General features: G+C 65.9%; 25 protein-coding genes and 2 tRNA genes. 11 read left to right on the plus strand and 16 right to left on the minus strand.

The annotated features are described in order from the left end of the window. Positions 1–3: 3 nt before the first annotated feature. A complete protein-coding gene (locus tag NM962_21975; GenBank protein UVO12476.1) occupies positions 4–855 on the plus strand; it encodes an IclR family transcriptional regulator in 852 nt (283 codons plus the stop codon). 15 nt (positions 856–870) lie between these two features. On the opposite strand, the gene NM962_21980 is transcribed toward NM962_21975, so the two are convergent. Beyond that, positions 871–1,950, minus strand: a complete 1,080-nt coding sequence (locus NM962_21980) for an acyl-CoA dehydrogenase family protein (GenBank protein ID UVO12477.1) — start codon at positions 1,948–1,950, stop codon at positions 871–873. A gap of 159 nt (positions 1,951–2,109) precedes the next feature. On the opposite strand from NM962_21980, the gene NM962_21985 reads away from it, so the two are divergent. Continuing rightward, on the plus strand, positions 2,110–3,147 hold the full coding sequence (locus NM962_21985) for a hypothetical protein (protein ID UVO12478.1): 1,038 nt from the start codon (positions 2,110–2,112) through the stop codon (positions 3,145–3,147). On the opposite strand, the gene NM962_21990 is transcribed toward NM962_21985, so the two are convergent. After that, positions 3,127–4,545 (minus strand): wax ester/triacylglycerol synthase family O-acyltransferase, encoded by a 1,419-nt coding sequence (locus NM962_21990; GenBank protein ID UVO12479.1) that lies wholly within the window; start codon positions 4,543–4,545, stop codon positions 3,127–3,129. The genes NM962_21985 and NM962_21990 overlap by 21 nt on opposite strands. Before the next feature lie 273 nt (positions 4,546–4,818). Between NM962_21990 and NM962_21995 the strand changes: the two genes are divergently transcribed. Genes NM962_21995 through NM962_22010 form a run of 4 tightly spaced genes read left to right on the plus strand, consistent with a single transcriptional unit; the run spans position 4,819 to position 8,295 of the window. Next, on the plus strand, positions 4,819–5,802 hold the full coding sequence (locus tag NM962_21995) for an alpha/beta hydrolase (protein ID UVO12480.1): 984 nt from the start codon (positions 4,819–4,821) through the stop codon (positions 5,800–5,802). 19 nt (positions 5,803–5,821) lie between these two features. Next, entirely contained in the window at positions 5,822–6,619 is a 798-nt protein-coding gene (locus NM962_22000) for an SDR family NAD(P)-dependent oxidoreductase (GenBank protein UVO12481.1), read from the plus strand. Further along, entirely contained in the window at positions 6,619–7,377 is a 759-nt protein-coding gene (locus tag NM962_22005; protein UVO12482.1) for an SDR family oxidoreductase, read from the plus strand. The genes NM962_22000 and NM962_22005 overlap by 1 nt, the downstream gene beginning before the upstream one ends. Positions 7,378–7,434: 57 nt before the next feature. Continuing rightward, on the plus strand, positions 7,435–8,295 hold the full coding sequence (locus NM962_22010; GenBank protein UVO12483.1) for an alpha/beta fold hydrolase: 861 nt from the start codon (positions 7,435–7,437) through the stop codon (positions 8,293–8,295). Between the two features lie 63 nt (positions 8,296–8,358). Here NM962_22010 and NM962_22015 read toward each other — a convergent pair whose 3' ends face one another. Together NM962_22015 and NM962_22020 are read right to left on the minus strand one after the other, a co-directional pair. Next, positions 8,359–9,624, minus strand: coding sequence for a hypothetical protein (locus NM962_22015; protein ID UVO12484.1), 1,266 nt, complete (start codon positions 9,622–9,624; stop codon positions 8,359–8,361). A 177-nt stretch (positions 9,625–9,801) separates the two neighbouring features. Further along, a tRNA-Leu gene (locus NM962_22020) sits at positions 9,802–9,878 on the minus strand. 109 nt (positions 9,879–9,987) lie between these two features. Between NM962_22020 and NM962_22025 the strand changes: the two genes are divergently transcribed. Next, positions 9,988–10,063 (plus strand) — tRNA-Thr (locus NM962_22025). Between the two features lie 52 nt (positions 10,064–10,115). After that, positions 10,116–10,415 (plus strand): HNH endonuclease, encoded by a 300-nt coding sequence (locus tag NM962_22030; protein ID UVO14896.1) that lies wholly within the window; start codon positions 10,116–10,118, stop codon positions 10,413–10,415. A 15-nt stretch (positions 10,416–10,430) separates the two neighbouring features. On the opposite strand, the gene NM962_22035 is transcribed toward NM962_22030, so the two are convergent. Then, positions 10,431–11,177, minus strand: coding sequence for a hypothetical protein (locus tag NM962_22035; protein UVO12485.1), 747 nt, complete (start codon positions 11,175–11,177; stop codon positions 10,431–10,433). 108 nt (positions 11,178–11,285) lie between these two features. On the opposite strand from NM962_22035, the gene NM962_22040 reads away from it, so the two are divergent. Continuing rightward, positions 11,286–12,005, plus strand: a complete 720-nt coding sequence (locus NM962_22040; protein ID UVO12486.1) for a response regulator transcription factor — start codon at positions 11,286–11,288, stop codon at positions 12,003–12,005. Between the two features lie 63 nt (positions 12,006–12,068). Then, positions 12,069–13,532 (plus strand): HAMP domain-containing histidine kinase, encoded by a 1,464-nt coding sequence (locus tag NM962_22045; GenBank protein UVO12487.1) that lies wholly within the window; start codon positions 12,069–12,071, stop codon positions 13,530–13,532. A gap of 3 nt (positions 13,533–13,535) precedes the next feature. Here NM962_22045 and NM962_22050 read toward each other — a convergent pair whose 3' ends face one another. Next, positions 13,536–13,940 (minus strand): HIT family protein, encoded by a 405-nt coding sequence (locus NM962_22050; protein ID UVO12488.1) that lies wholly within the window; start codon positions 13,938–13,940, stop codon positions 13,536–13,538. A gap of 111 nt (positions 13,941–14,051) precedes the next feature. Here NM962_22050 and NM962_22055 point away from each other — a divergent pair, with 111 nt between their 5' ends. Next, positions 14,052–14,582: a YceI family protein gene (locus NM962_22055; protein ID UVO12489.1), complete on the plus strand. Its 531-nt coding sequence runs from the start codon at positions 14,052–14,054 to the stop codon at positions 14,580–14,582. 75 nt (positions 14,583–14,657) lie between these two features. On the opposite strand, the gene NM962_22060 is transcribed toward NM962_22055, so the two are convergent. The 10 genes from NM962_22060 to NM962_22105 form a co-directional block, all read right to left on the minus strand. Next, a complete protein-coding gene (locus NM962_22060) occupies positions 14,658–15,785 on the minus strand; it encodes an NDMA-dependent alcohol dehydrogenase (protein ID UVO12490.1) in 1,128 nt (375 codons plus the stop codon). A 144-nt stretch (positions 15,786–15,929) separates the two neighbouring features. Next, positions 15,930–17,171, minus strand: coding sequence for a cytochrome P450 (locus NM962_22065; GenBank protein UVO12491.1), 1,242 nt, complete (start codon positions 17,169–17,171; stop codon positions 15,930–15,932). A 77-nt stretch (positions 17,172–17,248) separates the two neighbouring features. Next, entirely contained in the window at positions 17,249–17,989 is a 741-nt protein-coding gene (locus NM962_22070) for a glucose 1-dehydrogenase (protein ID UVO12492.1), read from the minus strand. A gap of 44 nt (positions 17,990–18,033) precedes the next feature. Continuing rightward, positions 18,034–19,116, minus strand: a complete 1,083-nt coding sequence (locus NM962_22075; GenBank protein UVO12493.1) for a diacylglycerol kinase — start codon at positions 19,114–19,116, stop codon at positions 18,034–18,036. A 25-nt stretch (positions 19,117–19,141) separates the two neighbouring features. After that, on the minus strand, positions 19,142–19,702 hold the full coding sequence (locus tag NM962_22080; protein ID UVO12494.1) for a nuclear transport factor 2 family protein: 561 nt from the start codon (positions 19,700–19,702) through the stop codon (positions 19,142–19,144). A 2-nt stretch (positions 19,703–19,704) separates the two neighbouring features. Continuing rightward, positions 19,705–19,911, minus strand: coding sequence for a ferredoxin (locus NM962_22085; GenBank protein ID UVO12495.1), 207 nt, complete (start codon positions 19,909–19,911; stop codon positions 19,705–19,707). A 19-nt stretch (positions 19,912–19,930) separates the two neighbouring features. Then, entirely contained in the window at positions 19,931–21,286 is a 1,356-nt protein-coding gene (locus tag NM962_22090; protein ID UVO12496.1) for a cytochrome P450, read from the minus strand. Next, positions 21,283–22,110, minus strand: coding sequence for an SDR family oxidoreductase (locus NM962_22095; GenBank protein ID UVO12497.1), 828 nt, complete (start codon positions 22,108–22,110; stop codon positions 21,283–21,285). The genes NM962_22090 and NM962_22095 overlap by 4 nt, the downstream gene beginning before the upstream one ends. Further along, positions 22,111–23,328, minus strand: coding sequence for a cytochrome P450 (locus NM962_22100; protein UVO12498.1), 1,218 nt, complete (start codon positions 23,326–23,328; stop codon positions 22,111–22,113). Beyond that, positions 23,325–23,927 carry a TetR family transcriptional regulator gene (locus NM962_22105; protein ID UVO14897.1) on the minus strand — a complete coding sequence of 201 codons (603 nt, stop codon included), beginning with the start codon at positions 23,925–23,927 and terminating at the stop codon, positions 23,325–23,327. The genes NM962_22100 and NM962_22105 overlap by 4 nt, the downstream gene beginning before the upstream one ends. Positions 23,928–23,968: the final 41 nt, after the last annotated feature.

Here is a 23,968-nt window from a genome sequence, read left to right on the forward strand (position 1 = left end):
GCTATGGCAGCTGCTGGCCACGGGGACCCGCCGACGTCGATGGTTGCTCGGGTCGCACTGATCATGAACGTGTTCGAGCCTGGCGAGTGTCTGCGTCTGGATCAAGTGGTCTCGCGCACCCAGCTGCCACGTTCGTCGGTTCATCGCATCCTCAACCAGCTGCATTCCGTGGGGCTGCTGCGCCACCGCGCCGACGGATACACGCTGGCGGCCTCATCACTTCCGGTGACCCGGATGGTCGAGTACTCCCAGCTGCGTGCCGTCGCCTCGCGGACACTCGAACGGCTCCACGCAGATACCGGATTGGTGGTCCACCTAGGCGTGCTGCTCGGCGGTGAGGTCGTCTATCTGGACAAGGTGGCCGGACGCAGCGCAGTCGTGTTGCCGACCCGAGTCGCCGGCCGTACCCCCGCGAACGCCAGTGCCCTGGGCAAGGCGATGCTCGCGCAGCTTCCGGCGGAGGAGGTCGACTCGGTGTTCAGCGGGCCGCTGAGCAAGCTCACCCGGGCCACGATCGTGGACCTGGCCACCCTGCATCAGGAGCTGACCCGAATCCGGTCCCGGCACGGCCTGGCCTACGACAACGAGGAATTGGCGGTCGGTCTGTGCAGTGTCGCCGCCCCGATCCGCACCAGCGATGGGGAAGTGGCTGGCTTGTCGCTGACCGGTACGTTGCCGATGCACCGGTTGCAGCGCACCGCACCGTTCGTGATGCGCGCCGTCGGCCGCATCTCCCACTATCTGGGCCGAGCCGATCCCGAAGCGGCGGTGCGGGGTTCGCAAGCTCCGGTGAGCGAAACCGACACCATGTTGTCGCGGGTGCTGCGCACCCTGACCTCCGACGCGTGGGTGTAGCTCGGCGGGCCCGGCTCACAAGATGAATTCGTCGACCTTCAAACCGAACGCGAACTGACCGACGACCGACAGCACTCGTTCGGCGTCGTTGGACACGTGCATGCGGGCCGTCTGTACATCGCGCCAGACCCGCTCCACCAACCCGTCGAGGTCCGGTCCCGACCGCTCGACGAACCAGCGGACCACCTGCGCCGCGCGTTCGAACGCCACCACCTGGTCTCGTCTGCCGCGCAACAACAGCGCGGCGTCCGGGAATGCGTCGTGGTCCGCGCAGCTCATGAATTCGCTTATATTGCGCTCGATTTGCCGTATCGATAAGTGCACTCCGGTACTCGCGGTCGCTATCGCGTCTAGGGGGCCGGTGAAGGATGGTCGGCGCGCGGTAAGCAGCCCGAGAGCGGCACCGATCACCGGCACGGTCCCGGCATGGGTGTACAACACCGTCTGCGGAAGTCGGTAGAGCGGTGCCAGGCCGGCGCGCGGCTGCTGGCTGACCCCGAACGTGCGGTAGTGGGGCACGATGGCACGGGAAACCACCACTTCGTCAGCGCCGATACCGCGTAGACCCAGGCCGTTCCAATTCGGCTCGATCGTGAAGTCCTCGCGGGGCACCAGCGCGACGGTGAAGTCCTGGGCGGCGCCGTCCTCGCCGACGAGCACCGCCCCGGCCATCAGCCATGAGGCGTGTTGCGCGCCCGCGCAACGGCTCCACCGGCCGGAGAGCCGAAATCCTCCGCTGGTCTGTTCCAGCCGCCCAGTGGGCGCGTAGGACTCGCAGAGCAACGCTCGTGGGTTGTCGGCCCAAACATCGTGCTGCGCCCGTTCGTCGAACAGTGCCAGGTGCCAGGCGTGCACACCCAACATCGCGGCCAGCCAACCCGTGGAGGTACATGCCGCCGCGATGTCGCGACTGGCGGTCAGGTACTCGTCCGGGTGGGCCTGCGCCCCGCCGAATGCGGTGGGCCGCAGTATCGCGAAGAACCCGGCCTCGTGCAGGCCAGCGATGATGTCGGCATCGACCGCGCCATTGCGGTCGACATCGGCCGCCGCCTCGGCAATCGCGGGAAGTAGTGCGCGGACCGCCTCGACGGTCATGCGAGGCTGACGACGCGCTGCAGGTCTGCGGCTTTCGGGCCTAGCGCCTCAACACCCGAAAGCCGTTTCATGCGATCAGCCTAATGAACTGCGGCACAACCGCTGCTTCCTTTCGGTCAAACTTGGATACCATTCCTCATCGCGCACAAGGAGGTGGGAATGACCCGACCGTCGACTGTGCACAGCGTCGCGCGCGAGATTCTCGACGTGGTGGCGCCGGTCGTTGCTGTCGAAGGCGAAAAGTGGCCGTCGACACCGCAATTGACGGCGGTGATGCAGCAGTGTGGCGGATGGCGAATGTTGCAACCGGTGCGCTACGGAGGCCCTGCGGTCACGGCCGAGGAGTTCCTCGTGGCGGTCTCGGAGTTGGCGGCGCTGGACGCATCGCTGGGATGGCTTACCGCGATGTTCAACGCGGCGGCCCACGAGGTCGGCAGCCTGCCCGGCGCGGTGGCCGACGAAGTATGGGGCGGTGACAGCACGGCGCTGATCGCACCGGGCTACTGCTCGGAAGGACGTCTGGTGCTCGCCGGTGCGGAATCCCAACTGACCGGCTGTTGGCACGCGGTCGGCGGCGCGGATTTCGCGGATTGGCTCCTGTTGACCGCTGACGGTGACGATGGCCGTTACCGGGTGCTGCTGCCCCGCGCGCAGGTGAACGCCGAGCCGGTGCGCAACCCGTCCGGACTGCTCGGGATAGACATCTGCGACGTCAAAGTGTCTGACGTTGCCGTGCCAGCCCGCCGCATCTTCCCGTCTTCGGCGTCGGCGCTGCCCGGCGCGGGGGCGGCAGCGACGGTGATCGGGGCGGCCGATGGGGTGTGGCACCGGCACGTCGGGGAGATCCGCCAGCGACTGTCGGCCTCCTACGGCAGCGAGGAGGTCATGGATCGGCCATCGTCGACGGCCCATGTGGGTCGTGCTGCCTGCGATATCGACGCCGCCAGACTCCAGCTCAGTGCAACGCTGCCGGCGGACGGTGGTAGTGCCGACGCCGAGATGGTGCGCACGGCGGCAACCGCACAGCTGCAGGCCGCCGCACGAGCACGTGATGCGGCCGATGATCTGCTGGCCAGCAGCCGGCGTCATGCGCTGGCCTCCTCGGATCCGGTCAGCCGGCTGTGGCAGGGCACGCACGCGTGCTTCGGGCTGACCGCGCGGCTGCTGGACGGCCTGTCAGACGGCTTCGTCGACTGACTCGGGTGCGGTCGGTGCCAGGGCCGCCAACTCCGCGAGTGCCCGGGGCAGACCGTCCGCGATCTGCCACGCGTCGGAGACATGGTCGCCGCAGACGAGCGTGCAGATAGTCATCTGGTCCTCATAACTCCACCCGGTGAAGTTCAGGCCCATGGGAAACACCACCGGGCCCGTCGAAATGAGCTTCTCGATCGGTGCTCCAGCCCAGTACAGGCGGCGCTGTGGACCCCGCATGTTGGATGCGATCAGGCTGAAGGTGGGTCGGCCCGTCATCCGTTCACTGACCAGTGGCAACGCGCGTGAATAGAACCAGAACAGCGGCCAGTACTCCATCCAGTCGTGCTGTAGCAGGGCATCTCGCTCCGCTTGCACTTCGCGGGCCGTCCTTGTGGCGTCGGCGATGGCATGAAGACGCTCGGCCGGATCGGCGATATCGGTCGCGAGCACCACGTTCCACCGCGCGACGTGGTTGCCCCAGTCGGTCCCAGCGCCGGGCGGGCGCATCGACACCGGGACCACCGCGGTCAGCGTCTCGACGGGCAGTTCGCCGTTGCGGTCCAGGAATTCGCGCAGCGCACCGCTGCACACGGCCAGGAACACATCGTTGACCGTGACGCCGAAAGCCTTGCCGACCTGTTTGATGGTCGACATGTCGCAGCTGTGGTAGGCAAACCTGCGGCTGGTCGTCAGTGGCGCGTTAAACCGCGTTCCGGGTGCGGAGAATGCAGCGGCGTAGCCGGGCTTACCGGACTTCTGGCGACGGCGCATGATGCCGGCCACGCGCACACTGCGGGCAATGATGCGCGGGAAGTTCAGTGCGGCGTCGGCCTGATGGCGCAGCACCATCGGCAGCCATGTCGACAGCGCCGGGCGCCGTTCGACCGCCGGTGGCGTGGACGGCGGTGTGGGAACCGGGGCGTCGGGGTCGGTGCTGTAGATGGTCTCGAGGAGCCGCAGGGAGGCCATGCCGTCGGCAATGGCGTGGTGAACCTTCAGGACGAAGGCCACCCGCCCGTCGGCGAGACCGTCTACGTACCACAGTTGCCAGGGCGGGCGGTGCCGCTCGGTATCGGATTCCAAGATCTCGCCGATTACCGCCGCGAGTTCACAGTCACCGCCGGGTGCCGCCGCGGTCGTGTGTTTGACGTGGTAATCGAGGTCGATGCTGGGGCGCGCGACCCACCAGGGCCGACCGAACCCCAGGCGCGGCATCAGCAACTGCCACTGCAGTGGTTCGACGTGTTGCACCAACGCTGGAACCGCGGCCCGGACCGTCTCCAAGGTGACCGCCTCACGTCCCTGGCTCGGGTCGAGCACGACCGCCTTGATCGTGTATTGCGGCTGCACCTCGTTCTCCCATGCGAAGAAACTGTTGTCCTCGCCTTTCAGGCGACGCATCTCTCACCTCACTGGCTGGATTGGCTGGCACGCGCGTCGCTTCCACGGCGCCGTGGTGTGTGGCATGAGTCACTGTGGCATGCAGCTGTGTCGGGAAAGACCGTTTGTCTCACCCAGTGAGACGCAGCGGCTCGGGTGCGGCCAATGCCGCAATATTGTGCAGCTTGTGAAGCCGAGAAAACCCCCTGGACCAGGGCGGCTGGCGTTGCGGACCGCTGACCCGCTCCAGGTCGGGGATGTGGTCTGCCTGCAGCCACTCGAAGGGAGTGCCCGATGAGCCGACCGACCCCCGATTCGATGAAGCGCGAGACCGCCGACCGGATGGGTGCGGCGTTCGCGTCGATCGCTGCTGGCAATGGCAACGCAGCTGAGGTCCGGGCCAAACTGAAGGCCAGTCGCCGGCCGGCTGTCCCGGTGCCGGTGGCGCGAATCGAGGATCGCCTCATTCCGGGCCCGGATGCGGCGACGTCGCTGCCGGTGCGGATCTACTACCCGGCCAGTACGGGCGCATCCGGTGAACGGCCGCCGGTGCTGGTCTACTTCCACGGCGGCGGATTCGTGCTGTGCGACCTCGATTCACACGACTCGTGCTGCCGACGGCTGGCGAATGGATCGGGGGCCGTGGTGGTGTCGGTCGACTACCGGTTGGCGCCCGAACACCCATTCCCTGCGGCCGTGCATGACGCCTGGTCTGCCACCGAATGGGTGGCCGGTCACGCCGACGAACTCGGCGCCGACGCGGCGCGGCTGGTGATCGCCGGGGACAGTGCCGGCGGCAATCTCGCCGCCGTGGTGGCCATGCTGGCCCGCGATCGAGGCGGACCGAAGATCGCGTTGCAGGTGCTGATCTACCCCGTCGTCGACCAGCGACGGAAGTCGTCGACGGCCAGCCAGCACGCCAAAAATGGCGTGCTCACGGGGTCGCATATGCAGTGGTTCACCGAGCAGTACCTCGGCCGTGAAGGCGACCGTACCAACGTGCTGGCGTCGCCGATTCTTGGCGAATTCGCCGGGCTGCCACCTGCGCACGTTGTGACGGGAGCGCTGGACCCGTTGTGCGAGGAAGGCGAAGACTTCGCGGCCCGGCTGCGCGGCGCTGGAGTTCCGGCCACGGTACGGCGCTATGACGACGGCTTCCACGGCTTCTTCAACCTGGCCGACCACTTGCCGTTGGCTCGTGAAGCAAACGAGGACGTATGTGCCGTCCTGCGCAATGCCTTGGGCAACAAGACATCTGACCATCTGTCACAGGCCTAACAGAAGAAGAAAGGGCGCCATGAAACTGCAGAACAGCCGGGTGCTCATCACCGGCGCCAGCCGCGGGCTCGGCAAGCGCATCGCCGAAGTGTTGACCGCGCATGGTTGCGCAGTGGCACTGGTGGCGCGCGACGGTGCCGCCCTGGAGGTATTGGCCAAAGAACTGGGCGGCCAGGCCTATCCGGCCGACCTGGGCGACCCGACGGCAGTGGAGGGCCTCGTCGACCGGGTCGAGGCAGACGGTCCGGTGGACATCTTGATCAACAACGCCGGCGTCGACCACGTCGGCAGGTTTCACGAGGCGAGCCCCGAACAGATACGGAATCTGCTGCAGGTCAATCTGGCCGCGCCGATGGAACTGTGCCGTCAGGTGATACCTGGCATGGTGCGCCGCGGTCGTGGCCATATCGTCAACGTGTCGTCGATGGGCGCCATCTCCCAGGGGCCCGGGCTGACCCTGTACGGGTCGTCGAAGGCGGGGCTGAGCCACTTCACCGCTGGGATCCGCGGAGAGTTACGGGGCAAGCCGGTCGGCACCACGCTGGTGCAGATCGGCGAGGTCAAGACGGACATGATCGACCACATCCGGGCATTCGGGCCGGCCCGGCGCACCATCGAGCGGTCTATTCGGTGGCGGATGATTCCCCGCGAATCGCTTGACCCGGTGGCGGTATCGGAGGCCATTGCGGGGGCGATCGAGCGCAACCGCCGGCACGTCATCATGCCGCGAAGCATTGTTCCGATGGCGAAGTTCACCGAGTTCCCCCGGCGCGTTTCGGAACTGATGTTGACCGGTATCGATCAGGACCGTGACTGATGGCAGGCGTGGATCTGACCGGGAAGGTCGCCATCATCACCGGAGCGGCACGCGGTCAGGGCGCCGCTGAGGCCCGGTTGTTCACCGAGCTCGGTGCTCGTGTGGTGCTCACGGATGTGCTGGCCGACGAAGGGGAGCGCATCGCCACCGAACTCGGGGCCCGGTTCGTGCGTCACGATGTCGGCGACGAGGCCGGGTGGAAGACCGTGGTCGATACTGTGGTCGGTGAGTTCGGGCGTCTCGACGTGTTGGTCAACAACGCCGCGATCTGCCAGTCGATTCCGCTCGTCGAGCAGTCCGTTGCGGGTTTCGAGGCGATGCTGCGGGTCAACCTCATCGGGGCGTTTCTGGGCGTCAAGGCGGTGGTGAAGCCAATGCAGGCCAGCGGCGGCGGGTCGGTGATCAATGTGTCATCGCAAGCCGGATTGCAGGGTCTGGCCGGCTACAGCGCCTACGGGGCGTCGAAGTGGGGACTGCGCGGCATGACGAAGGTCGCCGCAATCGAGTTGGGGCCCTATGGGATTCGAGTCAACTCGGTACACCCCGGCATGATCGACACCCCGATGGTCGCGCATCTGGGCATCCAGCCCGGGCCGGGCCGACACCCGGCAGCACCGCTGACCCGCATCGGGCTGCCCTCCGAAGTCGCCGATGTGGTCGCCTTCTTGGCCTCGGATGCCTCGGCGTATGTGACCGGAGCCGAACTGGCCGTCGACGGCGGGGCGAGCGCGGGCAAGATCCCGACCCCGACACCGTGACCGGCGGCCCCCGGCGTTAGCGTGTCTAAAGAGTTTCGGGGACTTTTGAGGAGACACATGCCGGCAGAGCTGAGCCACGACGAGACCCTGCGCGAGGTCACCACCGAGCAGGGGGTGCTGCGCTACCACGAGGCCGGCGACGGGCCCACGCTGCTGTTGCTGCACGGCTCCGGGCCGGGGGTGACCGGGTGGCGCAACTACCGCGGCGTGCTGCCCGCGTTCGCCGAGCACTTCCGCTGCCTGGTGCTGGAGTTTCCCGGCTTCGGCGTCAGCGACGACTTCGGCGGGCACCCGATGGTGACGGCGTTCGGCGCGGTGCCGGCGTTCGCCGAGGCGCTGGGCCTGGACCGGTTCAGCATCGTGGGCAACTCGATGGGCGGCGGCGTCGGGATCAACTTCGCGACCGCCAATCCTGACAAAGTCCGCAGACTGGTGACGATCGGCGGGATCGGCACCAACCTGCTGACGCCGGGGCCCACCGAGGGCGTCCGGCTGCTGCAGGACTTCACCGACAACCCCAGCCGCGAATCACTGGTGCGCTGGCTGGAGTCGATGGTCTACGACCCGGCCGTGGTGACCGAAGAGCTGATCGAGGAGCGCTGGGCGCTGGCCACCGACCCCGAGACGCTGGCGAGCGCCCGGCGGATGTACGGCAAGAAGGCCTACAACGCGATGATGCAGATGATGGCCGCATCCAAGGGGCCGATGCCGTGGGCGATGATGCACCGGGTGCAATGCCCGACCCTGATCACTTGGGGTCGCGACGACCGGGTCAGCCCGCTGGACATGGCGCTGATCCCGATGCGGACCATCCCCAACGCCGAGCTGCACGTCTTCCCCAACTGCGGGCACTGGACCATGATCGAGGCCAAGGACGCCTTCGAAAGCGTCGTGCTGGACTTCCTGCGACGCGACTAGATCAATGCCAAAACACCGCGGCGACGGTCTCCCGTCGCCGCGGTGTTTTGCGTTGTTCTGTCTTCAGAAGGTGAAGCTGAACAGGGCGTGGTCGTAGAGGTCCAAGCCGTTCAGCAGGTCGTCGATGGTCGCGTCGCCGACGCCGAGGTTGCCCAGCAGCTGGTCCAGGGTGCTGTTGAGCACGCCGTCCAGCGCGGAGGTGTTCAGCAGGCCGGAGATCAGGCTGTCCAGGGTGTTGCCGGAGAGCCCCAGCGAGTCCAGGAGGCCCCCAATCGTCGCGCTGGGCGCGATCAGCCCACCGAGCAGACCACCCAGGGCGGCGTCGTCGATGCCCAGGCCGCTGAGCAGGCTGTTGACCGACATGTTCAGGCTCGGCGTCACGGCGCCGAGCATCTGGTCGAGGGTGGCGTTGCCGAAGCCCAGGACGTCGAGTGCGCTGCTGACGTGGATGCCGCCGAGTGGAATGTCCGGATCGGTGAGCAGTGTCACCAGGCCGGGGAAGACCGGGGCGTCGGTGAGGCCGAGCAGTCCCACGAAGCCGCCGACGGTGGTAAGTCCGTTGAGGCCGGGCACCAGGCCGATCAGATCGAGGAACCCGGTGAGGCTGGCGGGGTTGGCGCCCAGATCGGTGAGCAGGTCGCCGGTCTGCACGTTGTTCAGGCCCAGGCCGCTCACCAGGTCACCGAAGGTGATGTCATTCAGGCCCGGTACGGCGTTGCCCATGGCGGTGAGCAGCGGCGCCAGCTGGCTCAGCTCCATGTTGCCGAAGCCCAGGCCACTGACCAGCTGATTCACCGTGGTGTCGCCCAGGCCCAGGCCGTCGACCAGGTTGGTGAGCAGCGCGCCGACGTTCTCATCGCCCAGTCCCACGCCGGTGACCAGGTCGCCGAGCGTGATCCCGTCCAGGCCCAGCCCGTTGAGCAAGCCGGTGAGCAGGGGCAGGAGGTGCATGTCGGACAGTCCCATGCTGTCGGCCAAGTCGCCGAGGGTGGCGTTGCCCAGTCCGAGGCCGTCGACCAGGCCGGGCAGCAGGGTGCTCAGTTGGTCGTCGCCCATCCCCAGGAAGTCGACGATCTGGGCCAGCGTGACGTTGCCCAGGCCGAGCAGGTCGGCCATCGGGCCCAGCGGGAACAGTCCGACGGTGCTGCCGTCGATGACGAGGAAGCCGAGATTGATGACGTCGTCGCCAGCTGCTGATGACGCCGCCGTCAGCGCCACTGCCTGGTGCTGTATCTGGGGAAGTTGCGGGGCGACGGGCGCCACGGAGATCAACGCCGCGGTGGCTACCGCGAAGGTGCCGGTCAGAAGTGGCTGGAAGGTGCGTTGCATGGTTTCCCCCATCTCGATCGCTGAACTGCGACTTAAGATTTCCATTGTTAGTGAATGAGCGTAAGCATATAAACGCGCATCAGTCAACGAGTTCTCTGATGAAAGGGTGATTTGGAAGGGGCTCGCCGGCTGCGTCCCGCGGCTGGGAAGCCGGGCGGGCGGGCAAAACGCCGGTGGTGGAGCCCCCTGTCAGGATTGAACTGACGACCTAACGTTTTAAAGGCGCTCGTTCCGTGAGTTTCCGCCGACTGGGCGACACCGACAGCGCCGGCTTGCGCCTCTGCCGGCTCGAGTCGGCGGGAGCGGGCCGCTCGACGACATCACCTCGTCGTACAATCGCCGTGGCTCATTGAGCCGAACCCGGCCGCGTTAGCTCAGTTGGTAGAGCGTCGCTCTTGTAAAGCGGATGTCGAGAGTTCGAGTCTCTCACGCGGCTCCATTTCTGTCGGCACTGATGGATAGCGTTGCCAACAGCCGCACCGCCGACGCTCTTGGAGGCCTGGCTCGACACCGGAGTCTGTGGTCGCACGTCGTACCTAGGCAACTATGTCCGGGACCACGAGCAGCACGGCGGTTGCTGTGCGATCTGCGGCATCGAGGGCAAGTGGAACGGCGTGACCTTGACGCTGATCATCGATCACCTCGATGGAGATGCAAGCAACAATCGTCGTGAGAATCTGCGGCTCGTTTGTCCCAATTGCGACAGTCAGCTGCCGACGTACAAAGCGAAAAGTCGCGGCAACGGTCGCTACTACCGGCGACAGCGGTACGCCGATGGCCGGTCCTATTGAGGCACCGGCCTCCGTTCAGGGGCCGTCGGCACTTGGGACATCGGTGTCGATCACCCGTTGGGAGCGCACCGTCCGGGGCGACGAGCGGCGGCTGGATCGGCGAGGCAGTAGCGGGATGCGTTCGGCGATATTGCTCAGCGGATTGACCACCATGGTCAGCGCGATCACCGCCTCCTGCAGGGTCTCGATTGCCGGTTCCAGAGCTTCCATCCCGGGGGCCAGTCGGCTCAGGGTGTCGGCGACGCCGGCGAGCTGCTCCAGGGGCCCGTTGCGGGCGGTCAGCTTGTCGATCAGCCCGCCTTCGGACAGCAACCGGTCGGCCAGGCCGTCCTCGGCCAGCAGCCGTTCGATCAACCCGTCTTCGTCGGTCAGCTGATCCACCAGGCCGCCGGGCTGCAGGGCCCGCTGGAGCCCGCCACCCTCGGCGGTGAGCCGGTCGATCACTCCGCCCGGTCCGGTCAGTTGGTCGACCAGGCCGCCCGGCGCCAGCAGCCGATCGGCCGGCCCGCCCGGCGCCAGCGCACGCCCCAGCGGCGCGTCGTCGTCCATCAACTTGGCCAGCCGGTTGGCCCGGGCGATGGTGTCATCCAGGCCCAGCATGTGGGCCATCGAGCTGTTTGCGCCCTGCTTTCCGGCATCGCCCAGGGCCTGGCGAGCCAGTCCCAGCGCTGTCGTGGCGACGCCGAGACTGGCGTCGGCGATCGACAGACCGATGCGCGCCGGGGCGGTGGACACGGCAATCAGCTGTTTGACCAGGCTCACCAGGTCAGTCTAGGGGGCATTGGGAGCAGCTATCAGCTAGTTTGATTGACAACAAACGTACAGCCAATATCCAGGTCATTTTCACCGGACCGCGAGGGAATTGACGCTATGGGAGCAACAGCCGCGCAAGACGCCGCACCGGAGGCCCGAGTTCTCGTCGTTGATGACGAGACGAACATTGTGGAACTGCTGGCGGTCAGTCTCAAATTCCAGGGCTTCGAGGTCTACACCGCCTCCAGTGGACCGGCGGCGCTGGACCGCGCGCGTGAGGTCCGCCCTGACGCGGTGATTCTCGACGTGATGATGCCGGGCATGGATGGCTTCGGGGTGCTGCGCCGGCTGCGCGCCGACGGCATCGACGCGCCCGCGCTGTTCTTGACCGCGCGCGACTCACTGCAGGACAAGATCACCGGGCTGACCCTCGGTGGCGACGACTACGTGACCAAGCCGTTCAGCTTGGAGGAGGTGGTGGCGCGGCTGCGGGTCATCCTGCGCCGGGCGGGTAAGGGCGCCCAGGAGCCGCGCAACTCCCGGCTGACGTTCGCCGACATCGAACTCGATGAGGACACCCACGAAGTGTGGAAGTCCGGCCAGCCGGTGTCGTTGTCGCCCACCGAGTTCACGCTGTTGCGGTACTTCGTGATCAATGCCGGCACGGTGCTGAGCAAGCCGAAGATTCTGGACCACGTCTGGCGCTATGACTTCGGTGGCGACGTCAACGTGGTGGAGTCTTATGTCTCCTACCTACGGCGCAAGATCGACACCGGCGAAAAGCGCCTGTTGCACACGCTGCGTGGGGTCGGCTATGTGCTGCGCGAGCCGCGATGAACGCGAGGTGCGACGAACGACTGTGGCCGGTGAAGGCCGGGAACGGGTTATAGGTCGAAAGATATGGGGACGGTCAAACCCCTTCGGGACATCTTGCCGCTGAAAGTCAGTTTGGTGGCTGCCACTCTGGCCATGGTGGCCGTCGGGCTGCTGGCGCAGGGGTACGCCGTCAACACGATCCTGCGGCATCGCCTGATCAGCAGGATCGACGCCACGCTCATCGACGCCGCCCACGGCTGGGCCGTGGAACAGCGCGGGCGGCTGCCGTCGAGGGAGGGTGAGGACCCCAGTCCCGGCCGGCCGCCGACGAGCTTCTACGTCCGCGACGTAGACCCCGACGGCAGCATCTGGACCGTCGTCAATGACCAGAACGCCGAGCCGTTGCTGCCGCCGGACAACGATGTGGGATCGGTGCCGATCACGATCGGCTCCGTCGACGGGTCGGGCGTGCAGTGGCGGGCGTTGTCGGTGCACGGCGAGAACGGCAGGCTGATCACCGTCGCCCGGGATCTGTCCGATCCCCGGGCCACGCTGCGCTACCTGGCCTGGTCGCGGGTTGCGATCGACGTCGCGGTGCTGCTGGTGTTGGGCGCCGCCGGTTATCTGGTGGTCAACCGCAGCTTGCGGCCGCTCGCTGAGGTCGAACGGACCGCGGCGGCGATCGCTGCCGGTCAGTTGGACAGTCGTGTGCCCGAACGTGATCCGCGTACCGAAGTCGGACGCCTCACGTTGGCACTCAACGGCATGCTGGCGCAGATCCAGGAGGCCGTGGCCTCCTCAGCGGACTCGGCGGAAAGCGCGCGCGTCTCCGAGGAACGGATGCGGCGGTTCATCACCGATGCCAGCCACGAACTGCGCACCCCGCTGACCACGATTCGCGGCTTCGCCGAGCTGTACCGGCAGGGCGCGGCGCGCGATGTGGAACTGCTGATGTCGCGCATCGAAAGCGAAGCCCGCCGGATGGGACTGCTCGTCGAGGACCTGCTGTTGCTGGCCAGAACCGATGCTCAGCGTCCGCTGGAGCGCCATTGGGTCGACCTGTTGGTGTTGGCCACCGACGCGGTGCACGATGCCCGGGCCACCGCACCGAATCGCGCCGTTGAACTCGAGGTCTTCGACGGCCCCGGAACCCCCGAAGTGCTCGGCGACGAAGCGCGGCTGCGGCAGGTGCTGAGCAACCTGGTCTCCAACGCGCTGCAGCACACCCCGGACGGGACCGCGATCACCGTGCGGGTCGGCACCGAGGGCGATGACGCCATCCTCGAGGTCGTCGACCAGGGGCCTGGGATGAGCGAGCAGGATGTGGAGCGGGTCTTCGAACGGTTCTTCCGGACCGACTCATCGCGGGCGCGGGCCAGCGGCGGCACCGGGTTGGGGCTGTCGATCGTCGACTCGCTGACCCGAGCGCACCACGGCTCGGTGACCGTCAGCTCGCCGCCGGGGCAGGGCTGCACCTTCCGGGTCTCGCTGCCGCGTCTTGCCGACACCTCGGCCCGCGCGGCCGAGTTACCCGCCGAGATCGTCTGAGTCTCAGCCCAGTTCGGCCAGTGCGGCCTTGATCTTGGCCTGCGCATCGTCGAGCGATTCTGCTGACGGATTGCGATCCACCCCGGTGAAACCGAAGTCGGACAGGCTGCGGGTCGGAAAGACGTGGACATGCAGGTGAGGAACTTCCAGGCCCGCGATGATCATGCCGGCCCGCTCGGTGTCGAACGCTCGGCACACCGCTTTGCCGATCTTCTGGGCCACCGCCATCACCTGGCCGAAGGCGGCGCCGTCAATGTCCTGCCACCCGTCGAGCTCGGCGCGGGGCACCACCAGCGTGTGGCCTTGGGTCATCGGCTCGATGGTCAAGAAGGCGACGACGTCGTCGTCCTCGTAGACGAATCGGCCCGGCAGCTCCCGGTTGATGATTTTGGTGAACACGGTGGTCATGGGATCAGCATATGCGCCGACTGCCAGATTAAACGGCCGCTGCTGCGTATTATCGAGGACGAGCTGATACCTATCGCGCGGGCTTGCCACGCTAGAGGCGGAGGAGATGAGATGTCATCTGTCGCAACCTTTCTCAGCAGTCCTAAGGCAGTGGGAACCTGGAATCTGGATCCGGAGCAATCAAGCATCCGCTTCGAGAACGGAACCATGTGGGGCGCGCTGAAGGTCCGGGGCGCGTTTACCGAATTCAGCGGCAGCGGCGAGATCAAGGACGACAAAACGGTGACGGGCAGGGTTGATATCAAGGCCGCCTCGATCAACACCGGATTGGGCACCCGTGACCACGACCTGCGCCGATCAAACTTCTTCAACACCGACCATTACCCCGACATCACCGTCGTGGTCGCCGGTGGAGAGCCCGCCGGCGGCGACGTCGCTCGGCTGGACGCCGAGCTGACTGTCAAGGGCATCACCGGACCGTTGCCGTTGAAAGTCGAGGTGACCCCGCTCGAAGACGGCGGGGTACGGCTGACCACCGAGGCGACCGTCACCCGCAAGCAGTTCGCGGTGGAAGGCAACTTCCTGGGCATGGTCGGCAACCGGACCAGGCTCAAGGTCAGCCTGGTCTTTCGGCCGGCCTAATTCCTCTGTTGACTCTGCGCCTACCAGGCAAAAGTGCGAGTAGGTTGCCTGGTCAGCGCAGAGTCAACCGATGACTTACCGGTCCGCGTCGGTGTAGCGGATGATGCCGCGAATGTTCTTGCCGTCCAGCATGTCCTGGTAGCCCTCGTTGATCTGCTCCAGCTTGTACTGGCGGGTCACCATGTCATCGAGGTTCAGCTTGCCGACCTTGTACATCGACAGCAGCTGCGGGATGTCGTACTGCGGGTTTCCGCCGCCGAAGATGGTGCCCTGCAGGTTCTTCTGCAGCAGCGTCAGCATCGCCAGGTTGAGCGTGACCTGGTTGTCGAGCATGGATCCCATCGCGGTGAGCACGCAGGTGCCGCCCTTGGCGGTCAAGACCATGTAGTTGTCGACGTCTGCGCCGTGCACCTCGCCGACCGTGACGATCACCTTGCGGGCCATCAGGCCGGCGGTGACCTCCATCATGCCGCCCATCGCGGCGAAGATGTCGGGGTAGACGTGGGTGGCGCCGAACTTCAGCGCCTGGTCGCGCTTCCAGTCCACCGGGTCGATGACGAAGATGTTGCGGGCACCGGCGTTGACCGCGCCCTGCAGTGCGGACATACCGACCCCGCCGACACCGACGATCGCGACGTCCTCGCCCGGGCGGATGTCGGCGCTGCGGACAGCCGACCCGTAGCCGGTGGTGACACCGCAGCCGACCAGGCAGGCCACCTCGAACGGAATCGACGGGTCGATCTTGACCACCGAGGATTTGTGCACCACCATCCACGGCGAGAAGGTGCCGAGCAGTGTCATCGGGTAGACGCCCTGGCCGCGCGCGGTGACGCGGAAGGTGCCGTCGCTGACGGCCACGCCGTTGAGCAGTCCAGCGCCCAGGTCGCACAGGTTGCGCAGTCCGGACTGACAGGTCGGACAGCTGCCGCAGGACGGGATGAAGGACAGCACGACGTGGTCGCCGGGGGCGATGTCTTCCACTCCGGGCCCGACCTCGGTGACGATGCCGGCGCCCTCGTGCCCGCCGAGCACCGGGAAGCCGGCCATGGGGATGCTGCCGGTCATCAGGTGGTGGTCGGAGTGGCACATGCCGGCCGCCTCCATCTGAATCTTGACCTCGTCTTTCTGGGGCTCACCGATCTCGATCTCTTCGACCGACCACGGCTTGTTGAACTCCCAGAGCAACGCACCCTTTGTCTTCACCGCGAACCTGCTTTCCTTTTGAATTTCTCGGACGTCCGGCAGTCCCCTGCTCGGAGCCTATAACCGACTACCGGGCCGCGGGAAGGTTCGTTCGAACCCCTTGGAACCCCTGGGACCGCACCGCCGGGCCGCGCTGCTGACGGCCTAGCCGTGGTAGGCGACCTGTAGATCTTTGACGCCATTGATCCAGCCGGAACGCAGTCGGCGGGGCTTCGCCATTCTCGTGATATCTGGGAGCTGGTTGGCGATTTCGTCGAAGATCAGCCGGATCTCCATCCGGGCCAAGTTGGCACCGATGCAGTAGTGGGTGCCTTGCCCGCCGAACGCCAAGTGCGGGTTCGGGTCGCGCAGGATGTCGAAGCTGAACGGCCGGTCGAAGACCTCTTCGTCGTAGTTGGCTGAGCTGTAGAACAACCCGACCCGCTGTCCTTTGCTGATGGCCACTCCACCCAGTTCGGTGTCGACTTTGGCGGTGCGCTGGAAGCAGTGCACCGGGGTTGCCCAGCGCACGATCTCGTCGACGGCGGTCTCGGGCCGCTGCCGCTTGTAGAGCTCCCACTGATCGGGGTGTTCGGCGAACGCGTTGATGCCGTGCGTCATGGCGTTGCGGGTGGTCTCGTTGCCCGCCACCGCCAGCAGGATGACGAAGAACGCGAATTCGGTCTCGCCGAGTGATTCACCGTCGATGTCGGCCTGGACCAGCCGGGTGACGATGTCGTCGGCCGGACAGCGCCGTCGCTCCTCGGCCATCGTGTAGGCGTAGCCCATCAACTCAGCGTTTGCCATCGCCGGATCGGAGTCGAAATCCGGGTCATCGGTGTTCATGATCGAGTTGGTCCAGTGAAACAGCTTTTCCCGATCGGCCTCGGGAACCCCGAGCAGATCGGCGATCGCCAACAGCGGCAGCCGCATCGCGATGTCGTCGACGAAATTGCCGCTGTCCTTCTCGGCCGCCGCGGCGACGATTTCGCGGGCCGACTGGGCCAGCGTCTCCTCCAGCGCAGCCACGGAGCGGGGCGTGAACAGTCGCGACACCAGCTTGCGCAGCCGGGTGTGCTCGGGCGGGTCGTGGTTGATCAACAGCGCCTTGGTCAGATCCAGCTGGTCGGCGGTGATGCCGTCGGGCAACCGCATGACCGCGCCCTTGGCGTTGGTTGACCACACGTCGTTGTCGCGCGAGATCTCTTTGATGTGTTGGTGTTTGCTGATAACCCAGTAGCCGCCGTCATCGAAGATGTTGCTGTGCGACGGCTGTTCGTTCCACCAGATCGGCGCGGTCTTGCGCAGCTCGGCGAACTGGGTGATCGGCATGCCGTGGAGCAGGACATCCGGGTCGGTGAAATCGAAACCCGAACCGAACGGACAAGCTGATTGCGTTGATGTCAAGACGAACACCTTTGGTTGTCACTGGAGCATGGACCTCGCTCGGGCATACACATGATGGCTAGGTGTATGACCGGGTGTCAACCATTTTTGTGCGGAACATCGGTGACCAGACCGCCGTCCATGACGAACTCCGAGCCTGTGGCGTAGGAAGACTCGTCACTGGCTAGGAACAGCACGAAGGTGGCGACTTCGTCGGAGGTGCCGGGCCTCCCCAGCGGGATCGTCACCATGTCCTCGGGCAGATGCTCGGTCATCGGGGTGCGGATGAAACCGGGGTGCAGCGAGTTGACCCGAATGTTGTGGCGCGCCAGTTCGAGAGCGGCGGATTTGGTCAGTCCGCGCACCGCCCATTTCGAGGCCACATAGGGGTGCACAAAGGCTGCCCCGCGCAGACCCTCGATCGAGGACACGTTGATGATCGATCCGCCGCCGGCGGCGATCATCGAATCGATGGACGCGCGCATGCCCAGGAACGTGCCGTTGAGATTCACGTCAATGACGTTGTGCCACTGGTCCAGATCGAACTTGCGCAACGGCCCCAGCGCGACGGTCCCGGCGTTGTTGACCAACACGTTCAGCTTCCCGAACGTCTCGACCGCGACGCTCACCGCGGCGGCCCACTGCTCCGGGTCCCGGACGTCGAGATGCACATACCGCGCGGCGTCACCCAGCTCCGCCGCGAGCGCCGCGCCCTCTTCGTCCAGCACGTCGCCGATGACCACTTTGGCGCCCTCGCCGATCAGCATCCGGGCATCGGCCGCGCCCATGCCGCGTGCACCCCCGCTGATCAGGGCTACCTTGCCGTCTACACGTCCCATGTGCATTCCGCCTTTCAGTCCGGTGGTGGGTTGTCTTCGGTGTCTCAGTCGGTGGTTGTCGCGATGACGGCGGGTGCGCCGACCAACGGCAGGTCGAGGGTGGTGACGATTCCGGCCGGTGCCGCGACGACGGCGGGAATCGCGTTGACCACCCGGCCAACACCGACGGCGATCGCGGCGTAGTTGTGATCGCCGTGCCGGCTGGTCGGGCAGATATCGACGGAGTAGGACGGTTCGCCGGTGATCTCCACCCGATAGGAGCCGCCCGGCTGTGCCGGCTGCGCCCAGTCTGGTCGCAGGTCGCTGCGCAGCCGGGTGACGTGCTCGACCACAATCAGGGGCTTGCCGTCGACGATGCCGTTGATCTCGAATTTGAGTGCGGCGACACCGCCTTTGGGGATATGGCCGGCGGCGATGTCGAAGGCTTCCGGGGCGGGTTCGCGCTCCGATGAGTCGGTGATGGCGTCCAGGGTCACGCCCAGTCCGGCGGCTAACTCCCGGATTGTGGCGCCCCAGGCGATGCTCAAGATGCCGGGCTGCAGCAGCATCGGCACATTGTCGAGCGAATTGCCGAAGCCCATCACGTCGAACATGACCTCGGCGCCGTCATAGGTCGCGTAGTCGGCGATCTCCAGGCAACGGATCTGCTCAATGCGTTGGCACGTGCTGGCGAACGCCAGCGGCACCATGTCGGTGACGAAACCGGGATCGACACCGTTGACGTACACGCTCGAATTGCCTTGTCGGGCTGCATCCTCGATAGGCGCGATGAACTTATCCGGGATGACGCCCCAGGGGTATTGCAACACCCCTGGGGCGGTTCCGATGACATTGATGCCGGCGGCCAGCAGCCGGCAGACGTCCTTGAGCGCGTCCGGCAGTCGGGTATCGCCCATCGCGCAGTAGACCGCGGCCTCGGGCTTGGCGCCGATGATCGCCTCGAAGTCGTCGGTGGCGGCGATACCGGTGTGGACGTCGAGACCGGCGAGCTCACCGGCGTCCTTGCCCACTTTGGCTGCTGTCGAGACCCACACTCCGGTGAGCTCGTAGGCGGGATTGGTGATCAGCCCACGCAGGGCGATACTTCCGGCGTTGCCGGTCCCGATCAGGGCGACGCGTATGGCCACGAGTTCTCCTGGAGTGAGTGGTGTTCTACCAGAGTGGAACCGGAGATGTGCCCAGCGGGTAATAGCCGGGGAGCTTCTCGCCGGCCAGGCTGCGCTCGATGCGCTTCTGCATTCCGGCCGAGAGCTTTCCTGCGGTCATCAGGTCCAGGTAGAGCTTCTGGACGTGACCGAAGTCGAAGAAGTCACGCTGCCACTCGATCTTCGCCTCGGCGTTGAGCCGAAACCAGCTGCCGCCGATTCCGTAAATCTCGTATTCGTCGTCGGCGGCTTCTCCCGTCCTGGCGACCTGCTTCCAGAATCCGACGATCTCGCCCTGCTTATCGTCGATGAGCACTCTTTGGTAGGGGTACTGCCAGTTGTCCAGCCCCTCCATCTCCAGACCCAGGGCAACGTCGCGGATCTCGTCGATCCCGACACACATGACGTCCTCTTTGGGGCCGATGTTCCAGCCGTAGGTGGCGTCATCGGAGTAGAAGTCGGCCAGCGGCCGCCAGTCGCCGGCCGCTTCGGCGTCGCGGTTGGCCTGCAGCCAGCGCTCGACCCATTCTTCGTAGGCCTCGCGGGGGAGGGGGGCTGAAGTCGCCATGTCTATTCCTTCTCTTCAATGGACAACGCTCGGGTGGGGCAGGCCCGTACGGCAGCCTGAATCTGGCGGCGGTCGGTGTCGGGTGGTTCAGCGTCGAGGATCTCGACCTTGCCGTGCTTGGGCACTTGGAAGTAGTCGGGCGCCTCCAACTCGCACATGGCGTGGCCCTGGCACAGGTCCAGGTCCACCTTCACTGTGTAGCTACCCATTTCAGCGCTCCCTCGGCTTCTACTTGCTGCGTCGCCGGTAGCGGACCTTGGCGGGGCGAGCCAGTTGCACCACCATCTTGGAATGGTCGTTGCGGTAGCTCTCCGGCGGCTGCGACATCTCGAATTCATACTCGCGCAGCAGAACCGAGAAGATCGCCTTGATCTGCATGGTGGCAAACGCCGCCCCGACGCAGCGGTGCCGACCGGCCCCGAACGGGATCCACGTCCAGCGGTGAATGACGTCTTCCTCGCGCGGTTCGTTGTAGCGTTCCGGGACGAAGTCGTTAGGTTCGGGGAAGTTCTCCGGAATCCGGTTGGAGACCGCCGGCGACGCCGCCACCATGTCGCCTTCGTGGATCGGGTAGCCGCAGACCTCGAACTCACCCTTGGCCACCCGCATCAAGATGATCAGCGGCGGATGCATGCGCAGGGTCTCTTTGAGCACGTTCTCCAGGTTCGGGATCTGGCGCAGCGCATGGAAACTTACCTCGCCGCCGTCGGCGTACAGCTCGTCGAGTTCGGCGATCACTGCGGCGTGCGCCTCCGGGTGGCGCAGCATCTCGATCAGCGTCCACGCGCTGGTTCCCGAGCTGGTGTGATGCCCGGCGAACATCATCGAGATGATGATCCCGGTGATCTCGTCGGCGGAAAACCGCGGGTTTCCGTTCTCGTCCGGGATCGACACCATGACGTCGATCATGTCCCGGCGTTTCTTGTCGGACTCCGGGTTGGCCAGCCGGCCGTTCATGATGCCCTGCACCAGTTCGACCAGCTTGACGCGGGCCTCGTCACGGCGGCGGAAGCTCTCGATCGGCAGGTACGGGTCGACGTAGCACAGCGGGTCGGTGCCGTTCTCCAGTTCGTAGTAGAGCTGGGCGAACCGGTTGTCGAGTTCTTCACGGAACTTCCGCCCGATCAGGCACGCCGTCGAGGTGTAGATGGTCAGCTCGGCGAAGAACTCCAGTAGATCAATTTCACCGCTCTCGCCCCACCCTTCGATCATCTGGCGCACCTCATGCTCGATGGTGCTGGCGTGGCGCTTCATGTGCTCGCCGCGAAGTGCGGTGTTGTGCAACATCTCTGCGCGCCGCTCCGGCGGAGCGTCGAAGACCACGCCGTTGCCGAAGATCGGAGTCATGAACGGGTAGGCGGCGGCTTGGTCGAGTTCGTCGTCGGTGGAACGGAAGAAGAACTCGTTGGCTTCGGCACCGGTCAGCAGCACCACCTTGCGGCCGGCCAGGTCGAACCAGCCGACGTCGCCGCATTCGTCGCGGACGCGCTGCATCAACGCGATCGGATCGGTGCGGAATTCTTCGAGATGGCCGTGCTCGGCCTGGCCCCCGGAAACGCGGGGAACCTCAACACTGACGGTCATGACGGCATTCCTTCCTCGCCCAGTTGCAGGTTCTGGCGATCGGAGGCGGTGTCGCGTAGCGGGGCCTCGGGCTGCACCTCCATGTCGACGATGTGTGCGCCGCGCGGGGTCTCCGCGACGAACGCGATGGCGCGAGCCAGGTCTTGCGGGCGAAGGAAGTAGCTGTGCCGAGCCTGACCCCACTTGGCCCAGTCTTCGAGCATCGGTCCCACCTGTTCGGCCGACAGCTTCCAGCCCATCTCGGTCAGGGTCGGACCGGGGTGGACGATCGAGGCGCGTACCCCGGTGCCCTCCAGCTCCATTCGCAGGTTGTGCACCATCGCGACCAGCGCGGCTTTGGCCGCGCCGTAGGCACCCATATGTGGACGCTGCTGCAAAGCCACATCGGAGCCGACGAAGATCACGTCACCGCGCTGGCGGGCGACCATGTCCGGCAACACCGCGGTGGCCAACCGGTTGGCGCCGATCAGATGTACCTGAATCTGATCGTTGAACGCTTCGGTGGGCAGCTCGTGAATGCGTCCGGGGAACATGTCGCCAGCGCCGGAGACCAGCAACTCGATCTCACCGAGGGCATCGATACTCTGCGCCACAAAAGATTTCACCGAGTCGGCGTCGGTGACGTCGAGCGGGAACGCGACGGCCTCGCCGCCATTGTCGCGGATGGTATCGACGAGCTTCGCCAGCTTATCCACACGCCGGGCGCCCAAGGCTACCGGGAAACCACGGCGCGCCAACTCTTCTGCGGTGGCGGCGCCGATACCCGAGGATGCGCCCGTGACGATGGCGGGCCGTCGGTCCGGGGATGGGTCGAAGCGTGGCATTTATGCCTCCTTGACGGTGATCGGGAGGTCGGCGAAGCCGCGCACGTTGGATGAATGCACTCGCACGGCGTTGGCCTCATCGACCTGGTAGTCGCTGATCCGGCTGAAAAGTTCGTCGAGCGCCACCCGGGCCTCCATCCGGGCCAGGTGTGCGCCGAGGCAGAAGTGGGCGCCGCTGCCGAAACTGAGCAGCTTGGAACCGATGTCGCGTCCGATCCGGAAGTCGTCGGGGTCGTCGAAGACCCGCTCGTCACGGTTTCCGGAACCGGGCAACAACAGCACCACCGAGTCGGCCGGAATGGTGGTGCCGTGCAGTGTGTAGTCCTCGGCAACGGTGCGGGCCAGGATCTGGCTGGGGGTGTCGTAGCGCAGTGTCTCCTCGACCCACAGCGGGATCCGGGAGCGGTCGGCGAACACCGAGGTCAGCTGGTCGCGGTTGCGGTGCCCCCAGTAGACGGAGCTGCCGAGCAGTTTGGTGGTGGTCTCGTTGCCGGCGATCACCATCAAGAACAAGAACGCCAGGATCTCGGAGTCGCCGAGCCGGTCGCCGTCGACCTCGGTCTCTAGCAGTGCGGAGGTCAGGTTGTCGGCCGGGTTCTTCTTGAAGTCGGCGATCATCGCGTTGTAGTAGGTCATCAGATCCACCGACGCCTGGATCGCCGACTGGGGCACATCGGTCACCCCGTCCTCGCGGTGCAGCACCCCGTCGGCGAGTTCCCGGATCCGGGCCCTGTCGGCTTCCGGCACACCCATCAGCTCGGAGATGACGTCCATCGGCAGCTTGCCAGCGAAATCGTTGATGAAGTCGAACGAGCAGGTGCCGTCGGAGCCGGGCTGGATCGCGGCATCCAGATGCTGGCGCGCCAGCCGAACCACTTGGGGTTCGAGCTCGCGGATCCGGCGCGGGGTGAAGCCCTTGGACACCAGGGTGCGAAGCCGCAGATGCGCCGGATCGTCCATCGCCAAAAACGACATCACCAGCTGGGCATGCGGGCCGCGGGAGACCGGGTCCAGGGAAACCCCATCCCGGTTGGACAGCGCTTCGCTGTTGCGGAACCCGTGCAGCACATCTTGGTGGCGCGAGATCGCCCAGAAATTGAGCTCTTCGTTGCGGTACACCGGGGCCTCGTCGCGCAGGCGCCGGTAGTAGGGGAACGGGTCCTCGTGGAAGTCGTAGTCGTAGGGGTTGAGGACGGGTGGTGCCGTCTGCAAGCTCATCGCGGTGCTCCTGATTCGAGGATCAGGCTGACGACATAGGCCAGCCGATCGGTGATCTGGTGGTAGGTGAAGGCGCCGCTGCCGGCGTTGACCAGAGCGCCGAAGAAGGTCATCTCCAGGGCAGAGACCTTCTGGGGGTCCGCGTCCGGGCCGAACGCCGAGATGATGCGGCGGTGGATCTCCGCGCCGATCCGGTCGCGCACCGTGCGGACCGCCGGGTCGCTGTTGCCGCTGAGCAGCGCGGCCGTGCAGGCCGCCGCGACCTCGGGCTCGTCGGCGACCACCAGTGCCAGGTGCCGCAGCGCCTGGTTGACCCGACTCGGCATCGGCTCGTTGACGTCGGTGAAGTAGGGGACCTGGCGGACCAGGTCCAGATACACCTCGGCGATCAGATGGTTCTTGGAGGAGAAGTAGGTATAGGCGGTGGCCGGGGCGACCTTGGCGCGGGCCGCGACGGCGCGCACGGTCAGGTCTGCGTAGGACTTCTCCCGCAGCATCTCGACGCCGGCGCGCAGCACCTTGCGGAAGGTCTCTTCCTGGCGCCGGTTCCGGGTCGCCGGCTCAGCCAAGGCAGCGTTCGACGATGTGACTGCCGCCACCGGTTCGCTGGACACGTGTCCAACGTAGCCGAAGGTGGATT

This window comes from Mycobacterium sp. SVM_VP21 (assembly GCA_024758765.1).
In the GTDB taxonomy this organism is placed as follows: domain Bacteria; phylum Actinomycetota; class Actinomycetes; order Mycobacteriales; family Mycobacteriaceae; genus Mycobacterium; species Mycobacterium heraklionense_C.

What these genes read in the sequence shown, in the direction of transcription:
- NM962_21975 (UVO12476.1), top strand. Translation starts at nt 4, where the DNA reads ATGGCAGCTGCTGGCCACGGGGACCCGCCGACGTCGATGGTTGCTCGG.
- NM962_21980 (UVO12477.1), bottom strand. Translation starts at nt 1,950, where the DNA reads ATGACCGTCGAGGCGGTCCGCGCACTACTTCCCGCGATTGCCGAGGCG.
- NM962_21985 (UVO12478.1), top strand. Translation starts at nt 2,110, where the DNA reads ATGACCCGACCGTCGACTGTGCACAGCGTCGCGCGCGAGATTCTCGAC.
- NM962_21990 (UVO12479.1), bottom strand. Translation starts at nt 4,545, where the DNA reads ATGCGTCGCCTGAAAGGCGAGGACAACAGTTTCTTCGCATGGGAGAAC.
- NM962_21995 (UVO12480.1), top strand. Translation starts at nt 4,819, where the DNA reads ATGAGCCGACCGACCCCCGATTCGATGAAGCGCGAGACCGCCGACCGG.
- NM962_22000 (UVO12481.1), top strand. Translation starts at nt 5,822, where the DNA reads ATGAAACTGCAGAACAGCCGGGTGCTCATCACCGGCGCCAGCCGCGGG.
- NM962_22005 (UVO12482.1), top strand. Translation starts at nt 6,619, where the DNA reads ATGGCAGGCGTGGATCTGACCGGGAAGGTCGCCATCATCACCGGAGCG.
- NM962_22010 (UVO12483.1), top strand. Translation starts at nt 7,435, where the DNA reads ATGCCGGCAGAGCTGAGCCACGACGAGACCCTGCGCGAGGTCACCACC.
- NM962_22015 (UVO12484.1), bottom strand. Translation starts at nt 9,624, where the DNA reads ATGCAACGCACCTTCCAGCCACTTCTGACCGGCACCTTCGCGGTAGCC.
- NM962_22040 (UVO12486.1), top strand. Translation starts at nt 11,286, where the DNA reads ATGGGAGCAACAGCCGCGCAAGACGCCGCACCGGAGGCCCGAGTTCTC.
- NM962_22045 (UVO12487.1), top strand. Translation starts at nt 12,069, where the DNA reads ATGGGGACGGTCAAACCCCTTCGGGACATCTTGCCGCTGAAAGTCAGT.
- NM962_22050 (UVO12488.1), bottom strand. Translation starts at nt 13,940, where the DNA reads ATGACCACCGTGTTCACCAAAATCATCAACCGGGAGCTGCCGGGCCGA.
- NM962_22055 (UVO12489.1), top strand. Translation starts at nt 14,052, where the DNA reads ATGTCATCTGTCGCAACCTTTCTCAGCAGTCCTAAGGCAGTGGGAACC.
- NM962_22070 (UVO12492.1), bottom strand. Translation starts at nt 17,989, where the DNA reads ATGGGACGTGTAGACGGCAAGGTAGCCCTGATCAGCGGGGGTGCACGC.
- NM962_22080 (UVO12494.1), bottom strand. Translation starts at nt 19,702, where the DNA reads ATGGCGACTTCAGCCCCCCTCCCCCGCGAGGCCTACGAAGAATGGGTC.
- NM962_22085 (UVO12495.1), bottom strand. Translation starts at nt 19,911, where the DNA reads ATGGGTAGCTACACAGTGAAGGTGGACCTGGACCTGTGCCAGGGCCAC.
- NM962_22090 (UVO12496.1), bottom strand. Translation starts at nt 21,286, where the DNA reads ATGACCGTCAGTGTTGAGGTTCCCCGCGTTTCCGGGGGCCAGGCCGAG.
- NM962_22095 (UVO12497.1), bottom strand. Translation starts at nt 22,110, where the DNA reads ATGCCACGCTTCGACCCATCCCCGGACCGACGGCCCGCCATCGTCACG.
- NM962_22100 (UVO12498.1), bottom strand. Translation starts at nt 23,328, where the DNA reads ATGAGCTTGCAGACGGCACCACCCGTCCTCAACCCCTACGACTACGAC.